13 protein-coding genes are annotated in these 15,341 nt (G+C 56.6%); 2 read left to right on the top strand and 11 right to left on the bottom strand.

Features of this window, described 5'->3' with window-relative positions; genetic code table 11:
- Positions 1-163: 163 nt before the first annotated feature.
- The 9 genes from QEO92_RS14380 to QEO92_RS14340 form a co-directional block, all read right to left on the bottom strand.
- Entirely contained in the window at positions 164-430 is a 267-nt protein-coding gene (locus tag QEO92_RS14380; RefSeq protein WP_037146670.1) for a hypothetical protein, read from the bottom strand.
- A gap of 657 nt (positions 431-1,087) precedes the next feature.
- Positions 1,088-2,320: a type II toxin-antitoxin system HipA family toxin gene (locus QEO92_RS14375; RefSeq protein ID WP_227703508.1), complete on the bottom strand. Its 1,233-nt coding sequence runs from the start codon at positions 2,318-2,320 to the stop codon at positions 1,088-1,090.
- Positions 2,320-2,697: a helix-turn-helix domain-containing protein gene (locus tag QEO92_RS14370; protein ID WP_320443025.1), complete on the bottom strand. Its 378-nt coding sequence runs from the start codon at positions 2,695-2,697 to the stop codon at positions 2,320-2,322. Before QEO92_RS14370 ends, QEO92_RS14375 begins: the two co-directional genes overlap by 1 nt.
- Positions 2,698-3,131: 434 nt before the next feature.
- Entirely contained in the window at positions 3,132-3,254 is a 123-nt protein-coding gene (locus tag QEO92_RS14365) for a hypothetical protein (RefSeq protein WP_265105693.1), read from the bottom strand.
- A gap of 163 nt (positions 3,255-3,417) precedes the next feature.
- Positions 3,418-3,660 (bottom strand): DUF6894 family protein, encoded by a 243-nt coding sequence (locus QEO92_RS14360; RefSeq protein ID WP_037146563.1) that lies wholly within the window; start codon positions 3,658-3,660, stop codon positions 3,418-3,420.
- 16 nt (positions 3,661-3,676) lie between these two features.
- Positions 3,677-5,698, bottom strand: coding sequence for an acyltransferase family protein (locus QEO92_RS14355; protein ID WP_280107441.1), 2,022 nt, complete (start codon positions 5,696-5,698; stop codon positions 3,677-3,679).
- 47 nt (positions 5,699-5,745) lie between these two features.
- Entirely contained in the window at positions 5,746-6,783 is a 1,038-nt protein-coding gene (locus tag QEO92_RS14350; RefSeq protein ID WP_037146561.1) for an NAD-dependent epimerase/dehydratase family protein, read from the bottom strand.
- 131 nt (positions 6,784-6,914) lie between these two features.
- Positions 6,915-7,844 (bottom strand): glycoside hydrolase family 16 protein, encoded by a 930-nt coding sequence (locus QEO92_RS14345; RefSeq protein WP_227703505.1) that lies wholly within the window; start codon positions 7,842-7,844, stop codon positions 6,915-6,917.
- Between the two features lie 23 nt (positions 7,845-7,867).
- Positions 7,868-9,022 (bottom strand): glycosyltransferase, encoded by a 1,155-nt coding sequence (locus QEO92_RS14340; protein WP_227703504.1) that lies wholly within the window; start codon positions 9,020-9,022, stop codon positions 7,868-7,870.
- Between the two features lie 356 nt (positions 9,023-9,378).
- On the opposite strand from QEO92_RS14340, the gene QEO92_RS14335 reads away from it, so the two are divergent.
- The gene (locus QEO92_RS14335; RefSeq protein WP_227703503.1) at positions 9,379-10,401 is read left to right on the top strand and encodes a glycosyltransferase family 2 protein; all 1,023 of its coding nucleotides are present in this window, start codon (positions 9,379-9,381) and stop codon (positions 10,399-10,401) included.
- A gap of 42 nt (positions 10,402-10,443) precedes the next feature.
- On the opposite strand, the gene QEO92_RS14330 is transcribed toward QEO92_RS14335, so the two are convergent.
- Positions 10,444-11,514: a glycosyltransferase family 4 protein gene (locus QEO92_RS14330; protein WP_227703502.1), complete on the bottom strand. Its 1,071-nt coding sequence runs from the start codon at positions 11,512-11,514 to the stop codon at positions 10,444-10,446.
- Between the two features lie 109 nt (positions 11,515-11,623).
- The gene (locus tag QEO92_RS14325; RefSeq protein ID WP_227703501.1) at positions 11,624-12,949 is read right to left on the bottom strand and encodes an NAD(P)-binding protein; all 1,326 of its coding nucleotides are present in this window, start codon (positions 12,947-12,949) and stop codon (positions 11,624-11,626) included.
- Between the two features lie 233 nt (positions 12,950-13,182).
- Here QEO92_RS14325 and QEO92_RS14320 point away from each other — a divergent pair, with 233 nt between their 5' ends.
- Positions 13,183-15,207, top strand: a complete 2,025-nt coding sequence (locus tag QEO92_RS14320; protein ID WP_227703500.1) for a hydrolase — start codon at positions 13,183-13,185, stop codon at positions 15,205-15,207.
- Positions 15,208-15,341: the final 134 nt, after the last annotated feature.

Below are 15,341 nucleotides of genomic sequence, written 5' to 3'. Positions count from 1 at the left end.
GTGGCGGCACCACGAAGAACCCCGCAACTGCCGTGCGAGCAAAGTTCTCGATCCTAGATACGATGATCTTGCCGGTGTGTGGGCGCGGCGTTCGTTTCAGCCGACCAAACGCGCCCGCACGATTGGGCGAGGTCGCGCTTACTACTCCGTCGCCCGGTCCTACCTAGTGCACGGACTGGGTGGCGTCGTCGTCGCCGAGGAACGAACGAATGCCGTCTCGTTCCGTCGTGGCGAGAAATTCCTCCCACGCCTCCTTGTCGCTGGTGAAACTGTCCTCCCACGTCGTCACGTCTTCTTCCTGCGAGATCACCTCGAGGGTCCACCCGTCGTTACTGCCGGCGAGCCTATGAATGTCCACTAGGACGGTAATACTATCGTCTTCGAATTCGCCGGAGAAATCCGAATGCTCCAGCTTTGGCTTTTTCGTCATAGGCACCTGCTCCTCATTCCAATGTCGCGTCCCCTGGAAAATGGGAAACCTCCAGCAGAACTGGTAGAATATTTTTAGTGGCCTCAACCTATCGGAGCAAGATTTTTCGTCTGCATTGCTGCAGAAGCGGTACATCCGTCCGCTGAGGCGGCGATTGCATTCAAAAGTGCTCCTGCGGCGATCATACAGATTACCCGCTTAAAACTGGAGGCGAGAACGTGCCGTGCCATCTCGGTTCGAGCGTTTGGTAGCCTGCGCATTTGGAAGCGGGGTGAGCCCGTCCATGCGTTGATGGTGCCGAACAGATGCTCGACTGTGCGTCGTCGGGCGCGCATGAGGGGCGGGTTCTCCTCCATCCGGGAATACATGGCTTTGATCAGATGCTCGTGTTTTCAAAGTGTAATCCATCGGTCTTGCCCGTCGTGCATTCGGCCCTGAGAGGACATGATCGACAAGCATTCCCCCGAATAGCGGCGCAACATCAGGCCCATTTCCTACGTGGTGTATCGGTATGTGAGTGCCTTTCCGGCAAGGCAGACGTACGTGTCGGCGCTGGCATCGTAGAGGGGAGAAATTTCAATCGGATTTCTAGCCCCATGAATAATCACAATTCATCATATTTGACATGTATATCACAGATACTGTTCATTTTTGACATTAAATGGCGAGTGCAATCTCGGTCTGGTCGTTCACGAAGGCGGCTTCATATTCGCGCGCCGCCGCACCGGATACATCCACGGCTCGAAGAGCCTCCCGCCACTCTTCGGCGATCCTTCGAGCGGTCTGGCGGATCATCCGTCGCGCATCTGCCTCGACGACCTCGAAAAACTCGCAGGCTTCCAGCGCCAAATGGATAGACCGGTCGTGAGCGCCCCCCTCCAAGATCGCGGTTTCGAGATGTGGATTGCGATCAGGCGCCGGGTTCACATCGAAAACCGGGGACAATCGCCAGCGGCCCGACCCTACATAAAGAAAGCCGTGATTCTTCAGATGGTCATCCTTGTTTGATACGAGGATCGTGAAAATCAAACGCAGGAAGAGCTCGCGGAAATCCGCCTGTGGATAGGCGCCATAGGCACGCATGAAATCGACCATCTCCGTATATGAACCGAGTTCGGTTCCGGTCTTTCCCAGCGCGGTTCGCGCCGAGATATAGGGAATCCGTGCGGTGTCGCGACGGTCGAACCGCTGAATCAGGGCGACCGGAAAGGGCGTATCAGCGAGTTCCAGTCTTGCTTCCGGCGTCCGGATTCCACAAGCTCGGGCAAGGCGGAGCGTGGCGATCTCGACGCGCTCGATCGGCCCCTGGTCATGGACAGATGTGAATTTGGCCAGCCAGAGCGTCTCGCCATCCCGAACGTTGGCTTTGGGACGCGCGCCACCGGAACCGCCCGCACCGGCAAGCGCCTGCATCTGCTCAGCGGAGATATCCTTGCCCTGCTCATACGCCCGGGCGATGGCGGTAATGACCTCCAGATCGACAAGGCGTGGCACAGCATCAGCCGCCCCGCCCCGGATGATCTGTCCTTCATCATCGAGAAAGCGCAAAGCACCCTGCCGGCAGGTGTCATCGGACAGGGTTAGATATTCAAATTCAGACAGGCCACTGCCGTAGGCGCGCTTCAGAAGCCTGCGACCCCAGCTATCCGGAGCGGCGTCGGCAAAGGCGCCCACAAGCGCATCGCGCACGTTTCCGGACTGGCCAGACGCATGAAATGGCCCTGCATCAAGAGAAAGGCTCGGCTGCACGGCAAAGGAGCGCGGATTCTCGATCCAGGCCGGATCATAGGTGAAGGTCGAAAACTGCCGTGGCCCGGCTTTTGTGAACCGTAATTGACCAACCGGGGTCAGGCTCTCGCCGAGAACAACGTGCGCGTTGAAGTTGCTCATCAGAACGACGCTCCATCCGGATCGACGACATCAGCGTCATCCTTTGGCATCTCGCCCTTCGCCTTCTGTCTGCGCAGCATCGTGGCAAAAGATCGTCCACGACGCGGCTGGCGTTCACCAGCCAATGCCAAGCCCAGATCATCGTTGCGGATGTCGACCAAATCCGCCAGGCGGTGGACGAGACCAAGCACCACCAGGATATCGGCGAGCGTGCCGATACCGACGCCGGAATCCCCTTTTTCAAGACGGGCAACCGTGCTTGGCGACGTACCCGCGCGCACCGCCAGATCGGCGACGGTTATGCCACGTCGCAAGCGAGCGCCACGGAGGTCGTTTCCAAGCCTTTCAAGGGTGGCATTCGATTTCGGAGATCCCACGGTAATCATCCATATCCGAAGAATAATGTTTTATACTGTATCATATATGATGAATTGCCGAATTCAACAACACCGCAGCAGCGATCGTTTCAACGTGGAACAAAAAATGGTTGGAGCGCACGGCCAGGGGGATGGAACCTTCATCGCCCAGCCCTGCGACAGGGTGTTCTCGGACAGGCTCAGCCGACCGGCCGGCGCCTTGCTTCCGTAAGAGCCGATGCTGCTGACACACGCGCCGTGCTGCCTCCGCGTCCCGCCCCTCACGGATAACGATAGCCCGCATACCGATTTCCAGCTGTACCCAAAAAGCGCATCCGCTGCAGAGATCGCGCTTGCGGTCGGCATGAATGGTTGCGGCAAGGGGATTTCGTCACATGGCTCCTGGTCCGGCATGTTACCTTTTTAGGGAGCCGAAGACGATTGATCTCAACTGTTCATTTTTCCCGAACCAGCCCCATCGGTGAACGGTTGAAAGGAATAACAAGATCTCCACTTTCCGCGGTGGACGCAGTAGGTAGATCACGGATGATTTGTTGACCGATCGTGACCTCGCTCATCTTGCTCTTCTTTTTGATGGGCTTTCGTGGTCTGCGTCGAGCGGTGGTTTTGCCCGATCGGCAAGTGTTCATTCGTCTCGACATCTGCGTCTCCTGACCCGTATCCGCTTGGGCAGCAAATTGGTGTGCATTAGAGGTCCGTCATATTGGGCTCGCGCGGCGCCTAATGCCGAATTTCGAGCATCTGGCCATGGCTGACGAAGCAAGACGGCAGAACATCCTTCAAGGCATCCGCGACAGATATGCTCGTTAACAGCCGACCGGCGTCGTCCATGATATTCACCCTCATCAGTGGCAGCGGCTCACCGCGCAGGAGATGCTGGGCGACCGTCGCGCGGATTTCGGCGGTCGTGTCCGCAACCGCGGCTTCAAGCGTCACACATTCGACCCCCAAGGGGTCGACCATTCTGCTGCCAGCAAGTTCAAGGTAGAAAAAAAGTCGCACGTGTTGGCTCATTTGTGCTCGGGGTTGGAACGGTACGTCGCGTTTGACGCGAAAACGGTGTCCTTTTCTTTCGGTTCGCATCCGGTGGGTTCAGCCAATCCGGCAGCGATCGAATAAGTGCGGACAAAACCAAGGGACCGAATTTTGCTCCGCCGGCCTCGCTCCAGTGGTCTGCATCCATGAAATAGACGTGCCGGCAGTCCAAAATGTCGTTGCGCGGGTCGAAATTCACAGCACTGATCGTGGAGACGTAGGTGATCTGATGTTGGTCTGCCATGGAGCGGGCCATCTCATCGAGATGTCTGTAGGAGGGAATGACGAACGGATTTGGGAGAGCTGCCAGTCCATCGCAACCTCTGGCGACCAGTTGGTTCTGTGTGACATGGGGATCGATCCATGGTCCCAGCCAAACCATCGGGGTGTGAAGGGAGAGCTTGCGCAGGTAGGAGAGCGTCAAGGTTATGCGCTGGCGGCTCGCATCGAAGGAGCGTCCATCGTAGCGGTGGAACATGTCCCTGCTGCCGATCGTGCCGTCCGGGGCGTCGAGCAGGTAAAAGCCGGCCTGCATGTAGACGATGAGCGAAATCGATGAGGAATGTTCCTCGGCGAAATCAAGCAGGGTGTCATAGAAGCACTGGGGATTGCTTTCGACGGCGCGGCAGAAGCCCTTGCTTAATCCAACGACAAAGGGGCGCTGCGAAATGGGAGCTAGGGCATCGAAGAGATTTCCCGCGTGGGAGTCCCCGACGATCATCAGGGCCGGACCATGACGGGCTGCGCAGGCGGCGAACTGGTTCTTGAACACCTGGTTCATCTCGGCTGTGCGGAAAATGCAGTCCGTCAGCCTATTCCCATCGGCGATTTCGTCGACGCGTCTCTTTTCAGTCAACAGATTTCGATAGACGACAGCTTGCTCCGGCGAAAGCCGCGCCAGGGTCCAGGCCGGAAACCCTGACTTGACGTGAATGACGGCGCCAACGCAGATCAGGATCAAACTGCCGAATGTCGCACCGGCAAACACTTTGCGCGAACTGAAGCTCGCCTTTCTGACCGGTTGTTCAACAAATTTCCAGGAAAGCGCGGCCAGAAGAACGCTCAAAGAAATCAGCCCGAGCATTTCCGGCCATGAGGGCTCGGCCGGTTGCGCGTATCGATAAAGCGCAAAGATCGGTTGATGGACGAGATACAGGCTGTAGCTGATCAGTCCGATGCCAACAGCTAGCCTGGACGATAGAAGCCGAGCCGCGGGGGTCGAGGAATGCGCATACCGGATGACAAGCACTGATCCGCACACGGGTATCAGTGCGAAAATCCCGGGAAAGGGCGTTTCTCGGTTCAGCCGGAGCACGGCATAGACGATGAGGAGCAGTCCCAAAACCGCGCCGAGCGACGCGATGCCACCGTTGAGACGGGGATATCTTGTTTCATAAAGCGCCAGCGAGGCGCCGGCCAGCAGTTCCCACATCCGAAACGGCAGAAGAAAGAACCCGCTGACGGGAAATGTCGTTGAAACATATTGCGCAGCGCAAAAGCTTGCGAGCGTCAGCGATGAAAGAATGAAGAAGGTGGCGGAAAAACTCCAGCGCTTCGTCAAGATCAGCAGCAGCGGAAATAGGACATAGAATTGCTCCTCGACCGCGAGAGACCATGTGTGGAGCAGCGGTTTCAGTTCCGCGTTCGGGGCAAAATAATCCGTTTCAAACCAGAAGAGCAGATTCGATGAAAAGGTTAGCGTCGCGACCACGCTCTGGCCGAAGTCCTTGAAGTCGTCGGCATAAAGCGTGAAGGCTGAAAGGACGGTACTCACGATGATGGTCGCGAGCAGAGCCGGGTAGATGCGCCGAATGCGACGATTATAAAAGCCTACCACCGAGAAGAGCCCGTCGTGTACCTCTCTCAGGATGATCCCCGAAATCAGGTATCCGCTGATGACAAAAAAGACGTCTACCCCGACGTAGCCGCCCGTGAAGGGCCATATGCCGGCGTGATACAGCAGCACCGAAACAACAGCGACAGCCCTAAGCCCATCGATTTCCGGTCTATAGCTCATGCAACGAGCTCCTTCGGAGCAGTGTTGAGCTCATCGCACGCTTCAAGATACCAGCTGACAAAGGCCTCGACGCCGACATCAAGCGTCGTATCCGGTTTGTAGCCGGTCAGCGCATAAAGCAGATCAGGGCTGGCAAACGTATGCGGTACATCGCCTTTCTGCATCGGAAGAAGTCTTCGCCTCGCGGTGCGACCGAGGGACTTTTCGACCGTCTCCACGAACGTCATCAGGGTTTGCGGCTGACCGCCCCCGATATTGATGATCCGGAAGGGTGCCTGATGAGACAGTGTTTCGACGCGGGCATCCGCGATGCGGCTTGGTTCCGACGGGACGATTTTCGAGAGGCGAACCACAGCTTCCACCAGATCGTCGATATAGGTGAAGTCACGGCTCATTGCGCCTTCGCCGTATATCTCGATTGGCTGGTCTTCCAGGATGTTCTTGACGAACTTGAAGAGCGCCATGTCCGGTCTGCCCCAAGGCCCGTAGACGGTAAAGAAGCGGAAGGCGGTCGTCGGTATCTTGTAGAGATGCGAATAGCTGTGGGCCATCAGTTCCATCGACTTCTTCGTGGCCGCGTAGAACGTCAACGGCTCGTCGGCGCGGTCCGTTTCGCGAAACGGGATGGACGCATTTGCGCCATAGATCGACGAGGTGGAAGCAAGCATGAGGTGGCCGATCCCGACCTGTCTGGCAATCTCCAGAATGTTCCAGGACCCTTCGAGATTCGACGATAGATAAGCTTTGGGGTTTTCCAGGCTGTAGCGAACGCCGGCCTGCGCTGCCAGGTGTATGATCACATCCGCGTCGGCTTCTGCGATGGCCTTCTCCACAGCCTCGCGGTCTTCTAGCATGGCGATGACCGGGTGGAATGCCGGGAACTGCGCCAGGGCCGCATGCCGCATCTGCTTCAGCTTGATGTTGTAGTAATGGGTCATCCCGTCGAGGCCCGTGATCGTATGTCCGTCCTGCAGCAGCCGTCGAGCAAGATGGAAGCCGATGAAACCGGCGGTGCCCGTGATAAAGTATCGCATCCTATTGCCTCTGATGTCCTTTTGTGCCGGGATAGCTAAAGCTCTTCTGGGCAGGTTCATTGATGGGCTAGGCTTGTGGCGGAACCATCGGGCGGACCTTTTGTCCGCGATACAGACAGACCTCCGTTTTTCTAGGAAAAGACCTTGAAGTAATCGACGCGCATGTAGGTCGACCGGTCCTCAGACCGCAGCGGTCGTGGGAACGGCACGTCGGTGCGCAGCGCCAGGGTCAGCAGCGGCCAGAAGACATCGCCGTCGTTGTCCAGCTGACGTGAGCGGGTAATCGGCCAGTCTGCAGGTCTTCCCGTCCTTCGATCGACAACCGGCCTGCGCTCGAAGTAGGGGATGCAGCGGTTATCATCGACAAGCATGCCGTAGCGGTGATAGCCCTTCGTCATGTCAACCGGTGTTTCGACACCGGTGCTTTCGCTGTTTTGACCCGGCTGACCCCATTCGTGAAGATACGTGCCGTACAGCGTAGGCTCCCAACCTTTGTGCTCCACGATGTCCAGCTCGATGCTGGTCTTGGGCTGCAGAATGCTTCGCCCGTTCAGCATCCAGAATGCCGGCCAGGTGATGGGATGCCGGGGAAAGAGCATCCGTGCCTCAAAGTAACCTTTGCGCCATCCTTTGAGGATCGTGCCGTCTTTCCTCGCAGTCTGAATATTGCCGGAAATCCATTGAAACTCAGGCAATGTATTTCCGTAGTATTTTCGCACATTCATCGGCTTTCCGATGTAGCGGGCGGAGATTTGTAGAGCTTTCCCGTCCTCTGCCATGGGGTCGTCGACAATCGCATAGGGGTTGAAGCCTTCTTCCCCGTCCTTTTTGGCAAAAGCGGACCGTCCATAAAAACCGGTGTCGGACGTGGTCGCTTTCGGGCCCGCGTCCCAAACCGACCAGTCCAGTGTGTGGAACCGGTCTTCGAAGACGACTTCGCGGCCAAGCGTGGGATCGTCGCCAAACAGCGCGGTGGCCGAGCTTCGATGAGAGGAAAAAGTCAGCCCAAAGGCTCCAGCGCAGCCTTTCAGGAGGCCGCGCCGCGACAATGAAGACATCATGGCACCCTTCCGTGGGACGGTGGTTACAAAAGTTCTCTTGCAGCAACCCGCAACGCATCGGCGTGAAGATCCACCACTCGCTCCGGGCTGTATCGGTCAATGAAGCCCTTGCGGAAATCGCTGTGGAGGCGTTCCGAAGTCAGGTTGTCGCAATAGTAGATCATGGCGCTTACAAGCGGTTCTCCGCCGCGAACCGGTACAAGCCGGCCGAGACGCTCATCCACGAGTATGTCGCTTGGCCCGAACTCGCAATCTGTCGCAATGACCGGCAACCCAAATCGCAATGCTTCGCATATGGCCAGCGACCAGCCTTCCCATCGCGACGTCGACACGTAGATATCGCTGTTGGCAAGTGCGGGCTGGGGGTTGACGGGATGATGCTCAATCGAGACCGCGTCGGAAAGACCCAGCCGATCGATCTCGGCGCGAAGAGCGGTTTCGCCGGCGCCATATCCGACGATCTTCAACTTCGCGTTCGGGCGGACTTTGACGACTTCGGCAAAGGCACGAAGAAGAATATCCTGTCCTTTTTGGAAGGCGAACCGTCCGACATTCACGAAGGTGACCGCCGCTTTGTCGCCGGCTTCTCCCTTGCCGGAAAAGTCGAACCTCCTGACGGGGTTGGGAACCCAAACCTGTGGCACCTTGCTGTGGAACATCCCCTTAAAGGCGTCCAACTGTTTTGGTGACGTTCCAAAGACATAGGATACTTTCCTCAGAAAATAGATGCGCATCAAAAAGAACAATATCTTCGCCTTCGCGTGGCTGCGCTCCCGACCGGGATTACCATGCAAGTGGATCGCAAAACGACGATCAAGGCCGAGGCATGCGGCCATGCAGATCACCGTCGGTTCGATCTGCGGTACCACCACGAGCGCATAATCCTTCGCCTTGACGACGCTTCGGAAGGTCCGCATCAACTCGAACCGGGTCTTTACCGCCCGATCAATGACGCTGTATTTTCGCGGCTCCGCCGGCCGGTTTTGATGGACGGACGTGTACAGAACGTCGATGTCGAAATCCTCGGCATATTTGTCAGCCAGCATGGAGCAGACGGCATCCACCACACGTTCAATCCCCGCAAAAGACTTCGTGCCGGGCTGAATATAAAGGATCTTAAGTCGGCGGTTCGGATGAAGCCCATCGCCCTTGCGCGGCTTGCCGTCCGTCATTTTCATTCGTCCACGTCCTCCGGCCCTTAGGTGACAAATCTCTGTCGAGAGCGAACAGTTTCTGGTTGCTGTACCTGCCTTCCGGCGAAGTGACAGCCGACCTGTTCACATGTTTAGGCACAGCTCTCGCCTGATGCGGTTGTCTTGTTAAAGATTTCCGCCACGGTATTCAGGTCGAAGCTCACGATATTTCTTCAAGACATTGCTGTTTGCCGCCGAATATTTCTCATTGATTCGACGATCCTGGATCTTATCAAAATGAGTTACATGCGCTGGCGGTTGCTAGTCCATTCTTGTAGACGGACGATAATTCACTTGCTATGCTGCTATGCAACATAAACTTTGTAGATAAGGTTTGCAAGGTGAAAATTAACCAACCAATTCTAAGCGTTATCATCACTTGTTATAATTATGAGCGTTATATAGGCGAATGCATCAAAAGCGTTATTTCGCAAGACTACGAATGGCTTGAAATTGTAGTGGTGGATGACGGATCTACCGATCGATCCTGGGAAAAGATCCAGGAATTCAAAGATCGGATCATCGCTTTGCGAACGGAAAATCGCGGTCAGCTCAAGACATCTTTGACCGGTCTGTCCTTATCGAAAGGTGATTTTGTCTATTTTCTGGATGCCGACGACGTCATTGCCGACGGTGCCATTGCGCAAGTTGCCCAATATCTGCGCCCCGACGTGTCTAAGATCCAGTTCATGCTTCTTCCGATCGATCACAACGGCTATCCGATCGGCAACGCCTTTCCCACGCTTCAGCCATCGGAGGACTCCGGCCCCCTTATCCAGTCGATCCGCAAGAGAGGATACTACAATACCCCGCCAACCTCGGGAAATATCTATCGGCGTGACGTCTACGAAGGTCTTGGCGAAATGAATTACGAACGAGGCATAGACGGCGTTTCATACCTCCTGGCCCCGTTCGTCGGGCGCGTCGTATCGATCGATAAGGTGCTTGGAAAGTACCGGATCCACAATTCCAACCAGTCCTCTTTTTCCGTCCTCACTTCAAGCCGCATGAAAGGCTATATAGACCGCTTCATGGGGCGCTTGCATCATCTGTCGCAGCTCGTCCAGGAACGGTGCGCGGCAGCTGAAAAAATCGAAGTTCGCAACGATTATGCCTATGTGATGGAGCTCAAGGCGATGAGCGTGGTGGTCGATGGCAAGCGGCCTGACTTAAGCCAGCTATCGGCCTATATCGGTGCTGTGATGCGCGAGAACACGGGCAAGAAGCGCCTTGCGCTGTTGCTGTTTGCGATCGCGCTCTTCGTCTTGCCGAATAAGATGGCAAGGCATATCGCGTCGATCCGCGTCGATCCTTCTCGATCACAGCAACTGCGATCGCAACTGAAGCGCGTTCTTTACGTCTGACGGCATGTGCGCCCGGGATGAAGCTGACGCACAGTCATGCGTTCAGACGCCCATTTTCCCGCTTGGGATTGCTGATCGATAGACGTCCATCGTTTCCCTGGCCACCCGATCAATCGTCAGGTAGTCGATCCTCAACTGGCTCTTCTCCTTCCAGGCGGTGATCTGCTCCGGCGACTTCAAAAGGTGGATCAACATCTTGGCCAGGGCCGATGGATCGCGCGGCGGTACGAGAATTCCCGCCTCGCCATGCTCGAGCAGTTGCGGAATACCATCCACCGCTGTCGCGACGATTGCGCATCCGGCCTCCCGCGCTTCCGACAATACCAAAGGTGCTGGATCGGCATGCGATGGCAGGACAAAAATGTCGGCCGCCAGCATGTAGGGGTAGGGGTCGCCGATCGAGCCGGCGAACGTGACGGCGGGGGCACATTTCAAAGAGGCTACAAGCTTAGTATACTGGTCGCGATGGGGCCCGTTTCCGACGATGTAAAGGTGCGCCCCAGGAATCTCCTCGTGCACGAGGTCAAATGCCTCAAACAGGTCCGGCAACCCCTTGCGCGGGTGCAGCCCGCCAACGAACAGGACGGATGGCGATTTCAGCGCTTTGGGCTCGCCGCTGCGTCCTTCCATGCGGCTTGATCCGATCGTTCCATTGAGCACGACCTTCAGCTTTGACGCCGCCACGCCACGTCGCCTCATCGAGCGGCCGACGACATCGCTGACGGCGATAACGCGAGTGCCGAGGCCCATCAGCGTCGCACTCTTTTCGAATTCGTTGTGCACCGTGGTCACCAGAGGGATGCCCTTGAGCTTGCAGATCGGAAAGGCAAGAACGGCGCTGGTCATCATATGCGCGTGAACGATGTCCACGTCGAACTTCCGGATGTGGCCATTCAGCCGGATCAGGGATCTGGCAAGCTTGGAGAACTTTCTTTCATGGTCGACCAGGAGTGTTGTAATCCCGCGCTCCCGTAAAAGGTGATCGAAATCGCCACCTCCGCTTGCCATGTAGACCTGGTGGCCGAGCCTGACCTGCGCGCAGGCAAGATCCACGGCTGCATGGACATTGCCGTTGAGACGCCGCGTATGATTGAGGATATGCAATATTCGCATGTTCGACCTCTCGCCGCCTGATCCGTCAAGACACGGTGGTAAAAATTGTGCTTCAGAGCGCGGCCTCTTGCAGGTACAAAGCGCGGCGCTCCGGCTTAAACAATCGCAATCAATGCTTCCCGATCGCCGTCTCGACGTCGATCGTGGAAACCCTGGCCGTTGGTTGATAGTTGAAGGCTCCCTGGCGACCCAATGATTCAATCCCAAAAGCCCGCAGTCTCACGATGGCATCGGCGGCGTCATCGGCCGCGCCTTTGCTGTAGATCGGATAGGCATTTGTCAGCGTCTGGCTGCCTTCCAGTTTCAGGTCTCCCCGGAACATGCGATTGGAACCGACATGGCGACGGAAATCGGCTTCCGCTTGCTCGGTCGACGCGACGGTGCCGGCGATCACCTCTACGGCAAAATATTCCCGATCCATGACCCGCCCATAAAAATCCGAATAAACGGTCAGTCGCTTCCACGAACCTTCATGCGAAAAGTTGTAGATGATGGATCGCTCAAAGCCGCGATCGCCGGAAAAGCTGAAGTAAAGCGAGATGAGCGTGATGGTCGTGAGACTTGAGCTGGGGGAGATTCCGCACAGTTTCTCGGCGACTTCGATCGGTACGGTCGAGATGATCCGGTTGGATGCGATGGTGCCATCTCCCAGGCAGAGCTCAAATCCGAAGGGGCTCTTGCGAATGCTCTTCATGGAAGCCGACAGCTTAAAGGCGACCCCTGCGTTTTGAAGTGTCTCGACGGCGGGCTGATAGAGGGCGGCGTATCCCTCCTTGGGCCGGGCCATCTGTCGGTTTTTCCGCCCTTTGCTTTTCCTGCGTTTGAAGGCGAGCCTGATCAGGTTCGTCAACGAGGCATATTCTGCAATCCACAGCATGCGCTTGCGGGCGAGTTCAAGATCGACCTTGTCGGGAGAAATCCCGTAGAAACGTCGCATATAGGTTTCCAGCCCGGAACGATGAAGCAGATATCCGCCGACCCAAAAGCGCGCGAAATCCCTCGCACTGTCCAGTCGCCTGCAAAACAGGCGTGCATAAAGCACCGAGCCGAAGATACGCAGCAAACCGACAGGGCCGGCTCCAACAATATCGTCCCGGATCGAGATCGGATAATCGGTGATTTTGCCCTGCGGGTTGAGCCTGCCCCAACTGGGATTGATCGGGATGTAATGCGCCAGCAGCTCCGGGAAATGCCGCAGCAAAGGTGAATCGTCCTGGAAGATCAAACTGCCAATATCGAATGTATACCCCTCCGGAGATGACCAGTCTATGTGGTTTCCGCCCACGTGGTCATAGTCATCAACGACAGCAACACGGTCTACTTTTCTTGATAATATTGAGGCGCTAACAAGTCCTGAAATGCCTGCGCCAATGACGACGACGTCAAAATACTGTATCGAAGAAACGGGCATGATATGGGGTTTTGCGTCGTTCATCCAAACGCTCCATTTCGCCGATAAAGTAACTGGTTTTGATAGTATTATCGGTATGACAAGGAGTCGATCCCGCAAAAACAATACCTTATAAATAGCTGTGTATGAGTATTTTTTGCAACGGCAACCGGAATAAAGCCGAGAGATTTCAGTTTTAACTTGCCTCTTGTGATTTGACGCTGCTACCGTTTCGCCAAATGTGAATTCACTGATCCTGCTTTTGCTGCCTCTCGACGATGCGCGTCGCTGGTCGAGATTGGGGCGAAATTAATCGACGGCGAAGGGGTTATTCAGTGCTAGGGAAACGGTTCGACCATATTCATCAGCCCTTGGAGGGTATCGGTCTTATTTCCACGGACGTGTTCGACACCCTGCTGCTGCGTCAGCCGCTGTCTCAGCGGTCGCGGATCATGCAGGGCGAGCGAAGATTTGCGCAGTTCTTGCGCCAGCAAGGCTATCGGGTTGGCGCCGAGCATCTTTTCCGAGCCAGGCAGCTCGCGGAAAAGCTTGCCTATCGTGCACTGAATGTCGGCGGCGGCGTTGGGGAAGTGAAGCTCTTCGACATCGTCACCCGCCAATTGATCATGCTCGGCCTTCCCCAATCCATGGTCGAGAAGCGCCTGGCCCTCGAAATCATGATCGAGAAGGCGTCTTTGTCTGCCAATGGGGAATTGGCGAAGATGCTGCGTCAGCAGCGCAAAGCCGGAATTCGTGTCGTGGCGGTTTCCGACACCGGATTGCCGACCGGTCTGTTGAAAGAACTGATCGATTATTTTCACGGGCCCGGTCTGATCGACAAAATCTACTCAAGCGCGGAAGTCGGGGCCAGCAAGCGACACGGTAGCCTGTTCTCGGTCGTACTTTCGCAGGAGAAGACTGCGCCAGACAAGATGCTGCACATCGGCGACGACTACATAGCCGATTGTGAAGTTCCCACAAGGATGGGGATCAATGCGATGCATCTGCCCAAAGGGCGCTTCAAGCGATGGGCCGCTCGTGCCGACGGAGCACGAATGGAAACCATAAGAAGAGTGGGGCATCATCTGGTACGGTCGCAAGGACGTGTGCCCGATCTCGACGATCGAACGGCGTTTGGCCGTGAAGTGTTCGGCCCGATCGTCGCGCAGTTCTGTTTGAACATCTGGCTTTATGCCTCTCAGGCGGAGGCGCGGGACGACGCCACGTTGCTGTTTTGCGCGCGGGGAGGGCTTGGCATCAGGGAGGCGTTTGAGCGTCTGCTCGCCAGGCTTGACCTGCCACTTGGGATCCGGCGCGAGAACATCATGGTTTCCCGCCTGGTTGCTGCGCGTGTGGCGCTGATAAGGCGCAGCCCCGCTGTGCTTGACGAACTTGGCCGGGAATTTGAGACGAGAAGCTTTGCAGATGTGGCCAACGCTCTCGGCAGCAGGCGTTACGAGCTTCCGGCAGTCTGGCAGGACAAATTTGAGGCGCATCGCTTCTTTTCCATGCTGGAGACGCCTGAAGGTCGTATGATCATTGATGACGTCGCCAGACAAAGCGACCTCTTCGTGCGTCATCTGAAGACAATTGCCGGCGACGCCTCACGCATCGTCCTTTGCGATACCGGGCTTTATGGCAGTACGCAGCGGCTCTTGGCCGCCGGCCTGCCTGAACGAGCGTTCGAGACGATCCAGTTTGCCCGGTCTAATTACAAGGGCCTCAGCGAAGAGCATTTCCACCAGGTCTCAGGTTTGGTGGTCGAGAACAACCTTTACAATCCCCTGAAGGTGGAGACGGTCGTCCTGCGTTACTGGCAGATCATCGAAAGCCTGTTCGAACCGGCGATCCCTTCCGTTCGTCACTTTAGCGAAGCGGACGATGGTAGCGTTCGCAGCAATGCCGGCGAGACGGCTTATGGCATACTCGATGCAGCCGCCGGAAACCTGCTGCTAACGGGGGTTTTGCAGTATATCGATCGACTGCGGACAGGCTCGCAGGTCATGCGCGATGTTGACATCGCATGGCCACACCTGAAACGGGCGATAACCTATCCCGGCGCTTTCGATATGCAGGCACTGGCCGTCGGGGCTCGGTCAGTCGACTTTGGCCGACCTGAAAGCGTCCACGTCCTTCATCGCTCCGATGCTCCTGATTTCGCCCGAAGGGTGACATCGCTCAGGTCCCAGCTGTGGCGGGAAGGGGCGATCGCTCGCGATTTTCCCCGCCTGAAATCAGCGCTCTTGCCCGCGCTCGAGCTTGTCCACATCGTGCGGGGGGTGTCGGCACGGCTCAATAGATGAAGGCATCGAGGAGCGTCTTTTGAAAGACGGCAACGGATTACACGCAACGCGGGGGCAAAATTCATTCAAGGGAGGATTTTGGAGCAATCGGCGCAATGGGGTGATGCCCACGCGGCGACCGGCGAGCAGCGGTC

Origin of the sequence: Neorhizobium petrolearium (assembly GCF_029854435.1) — a bacterium.
GTDB lineage: Bacteria > Pseudomonadota > Alphaproteobacteria > Rhizobiales > Rhizobiaceae > Neorhizobium > Neorhizobium petrolearium.
Note: the sequence above shows the minus strand (reverse complement) of the source record. Positions and strands in the feature narration are given on the sequence as shown.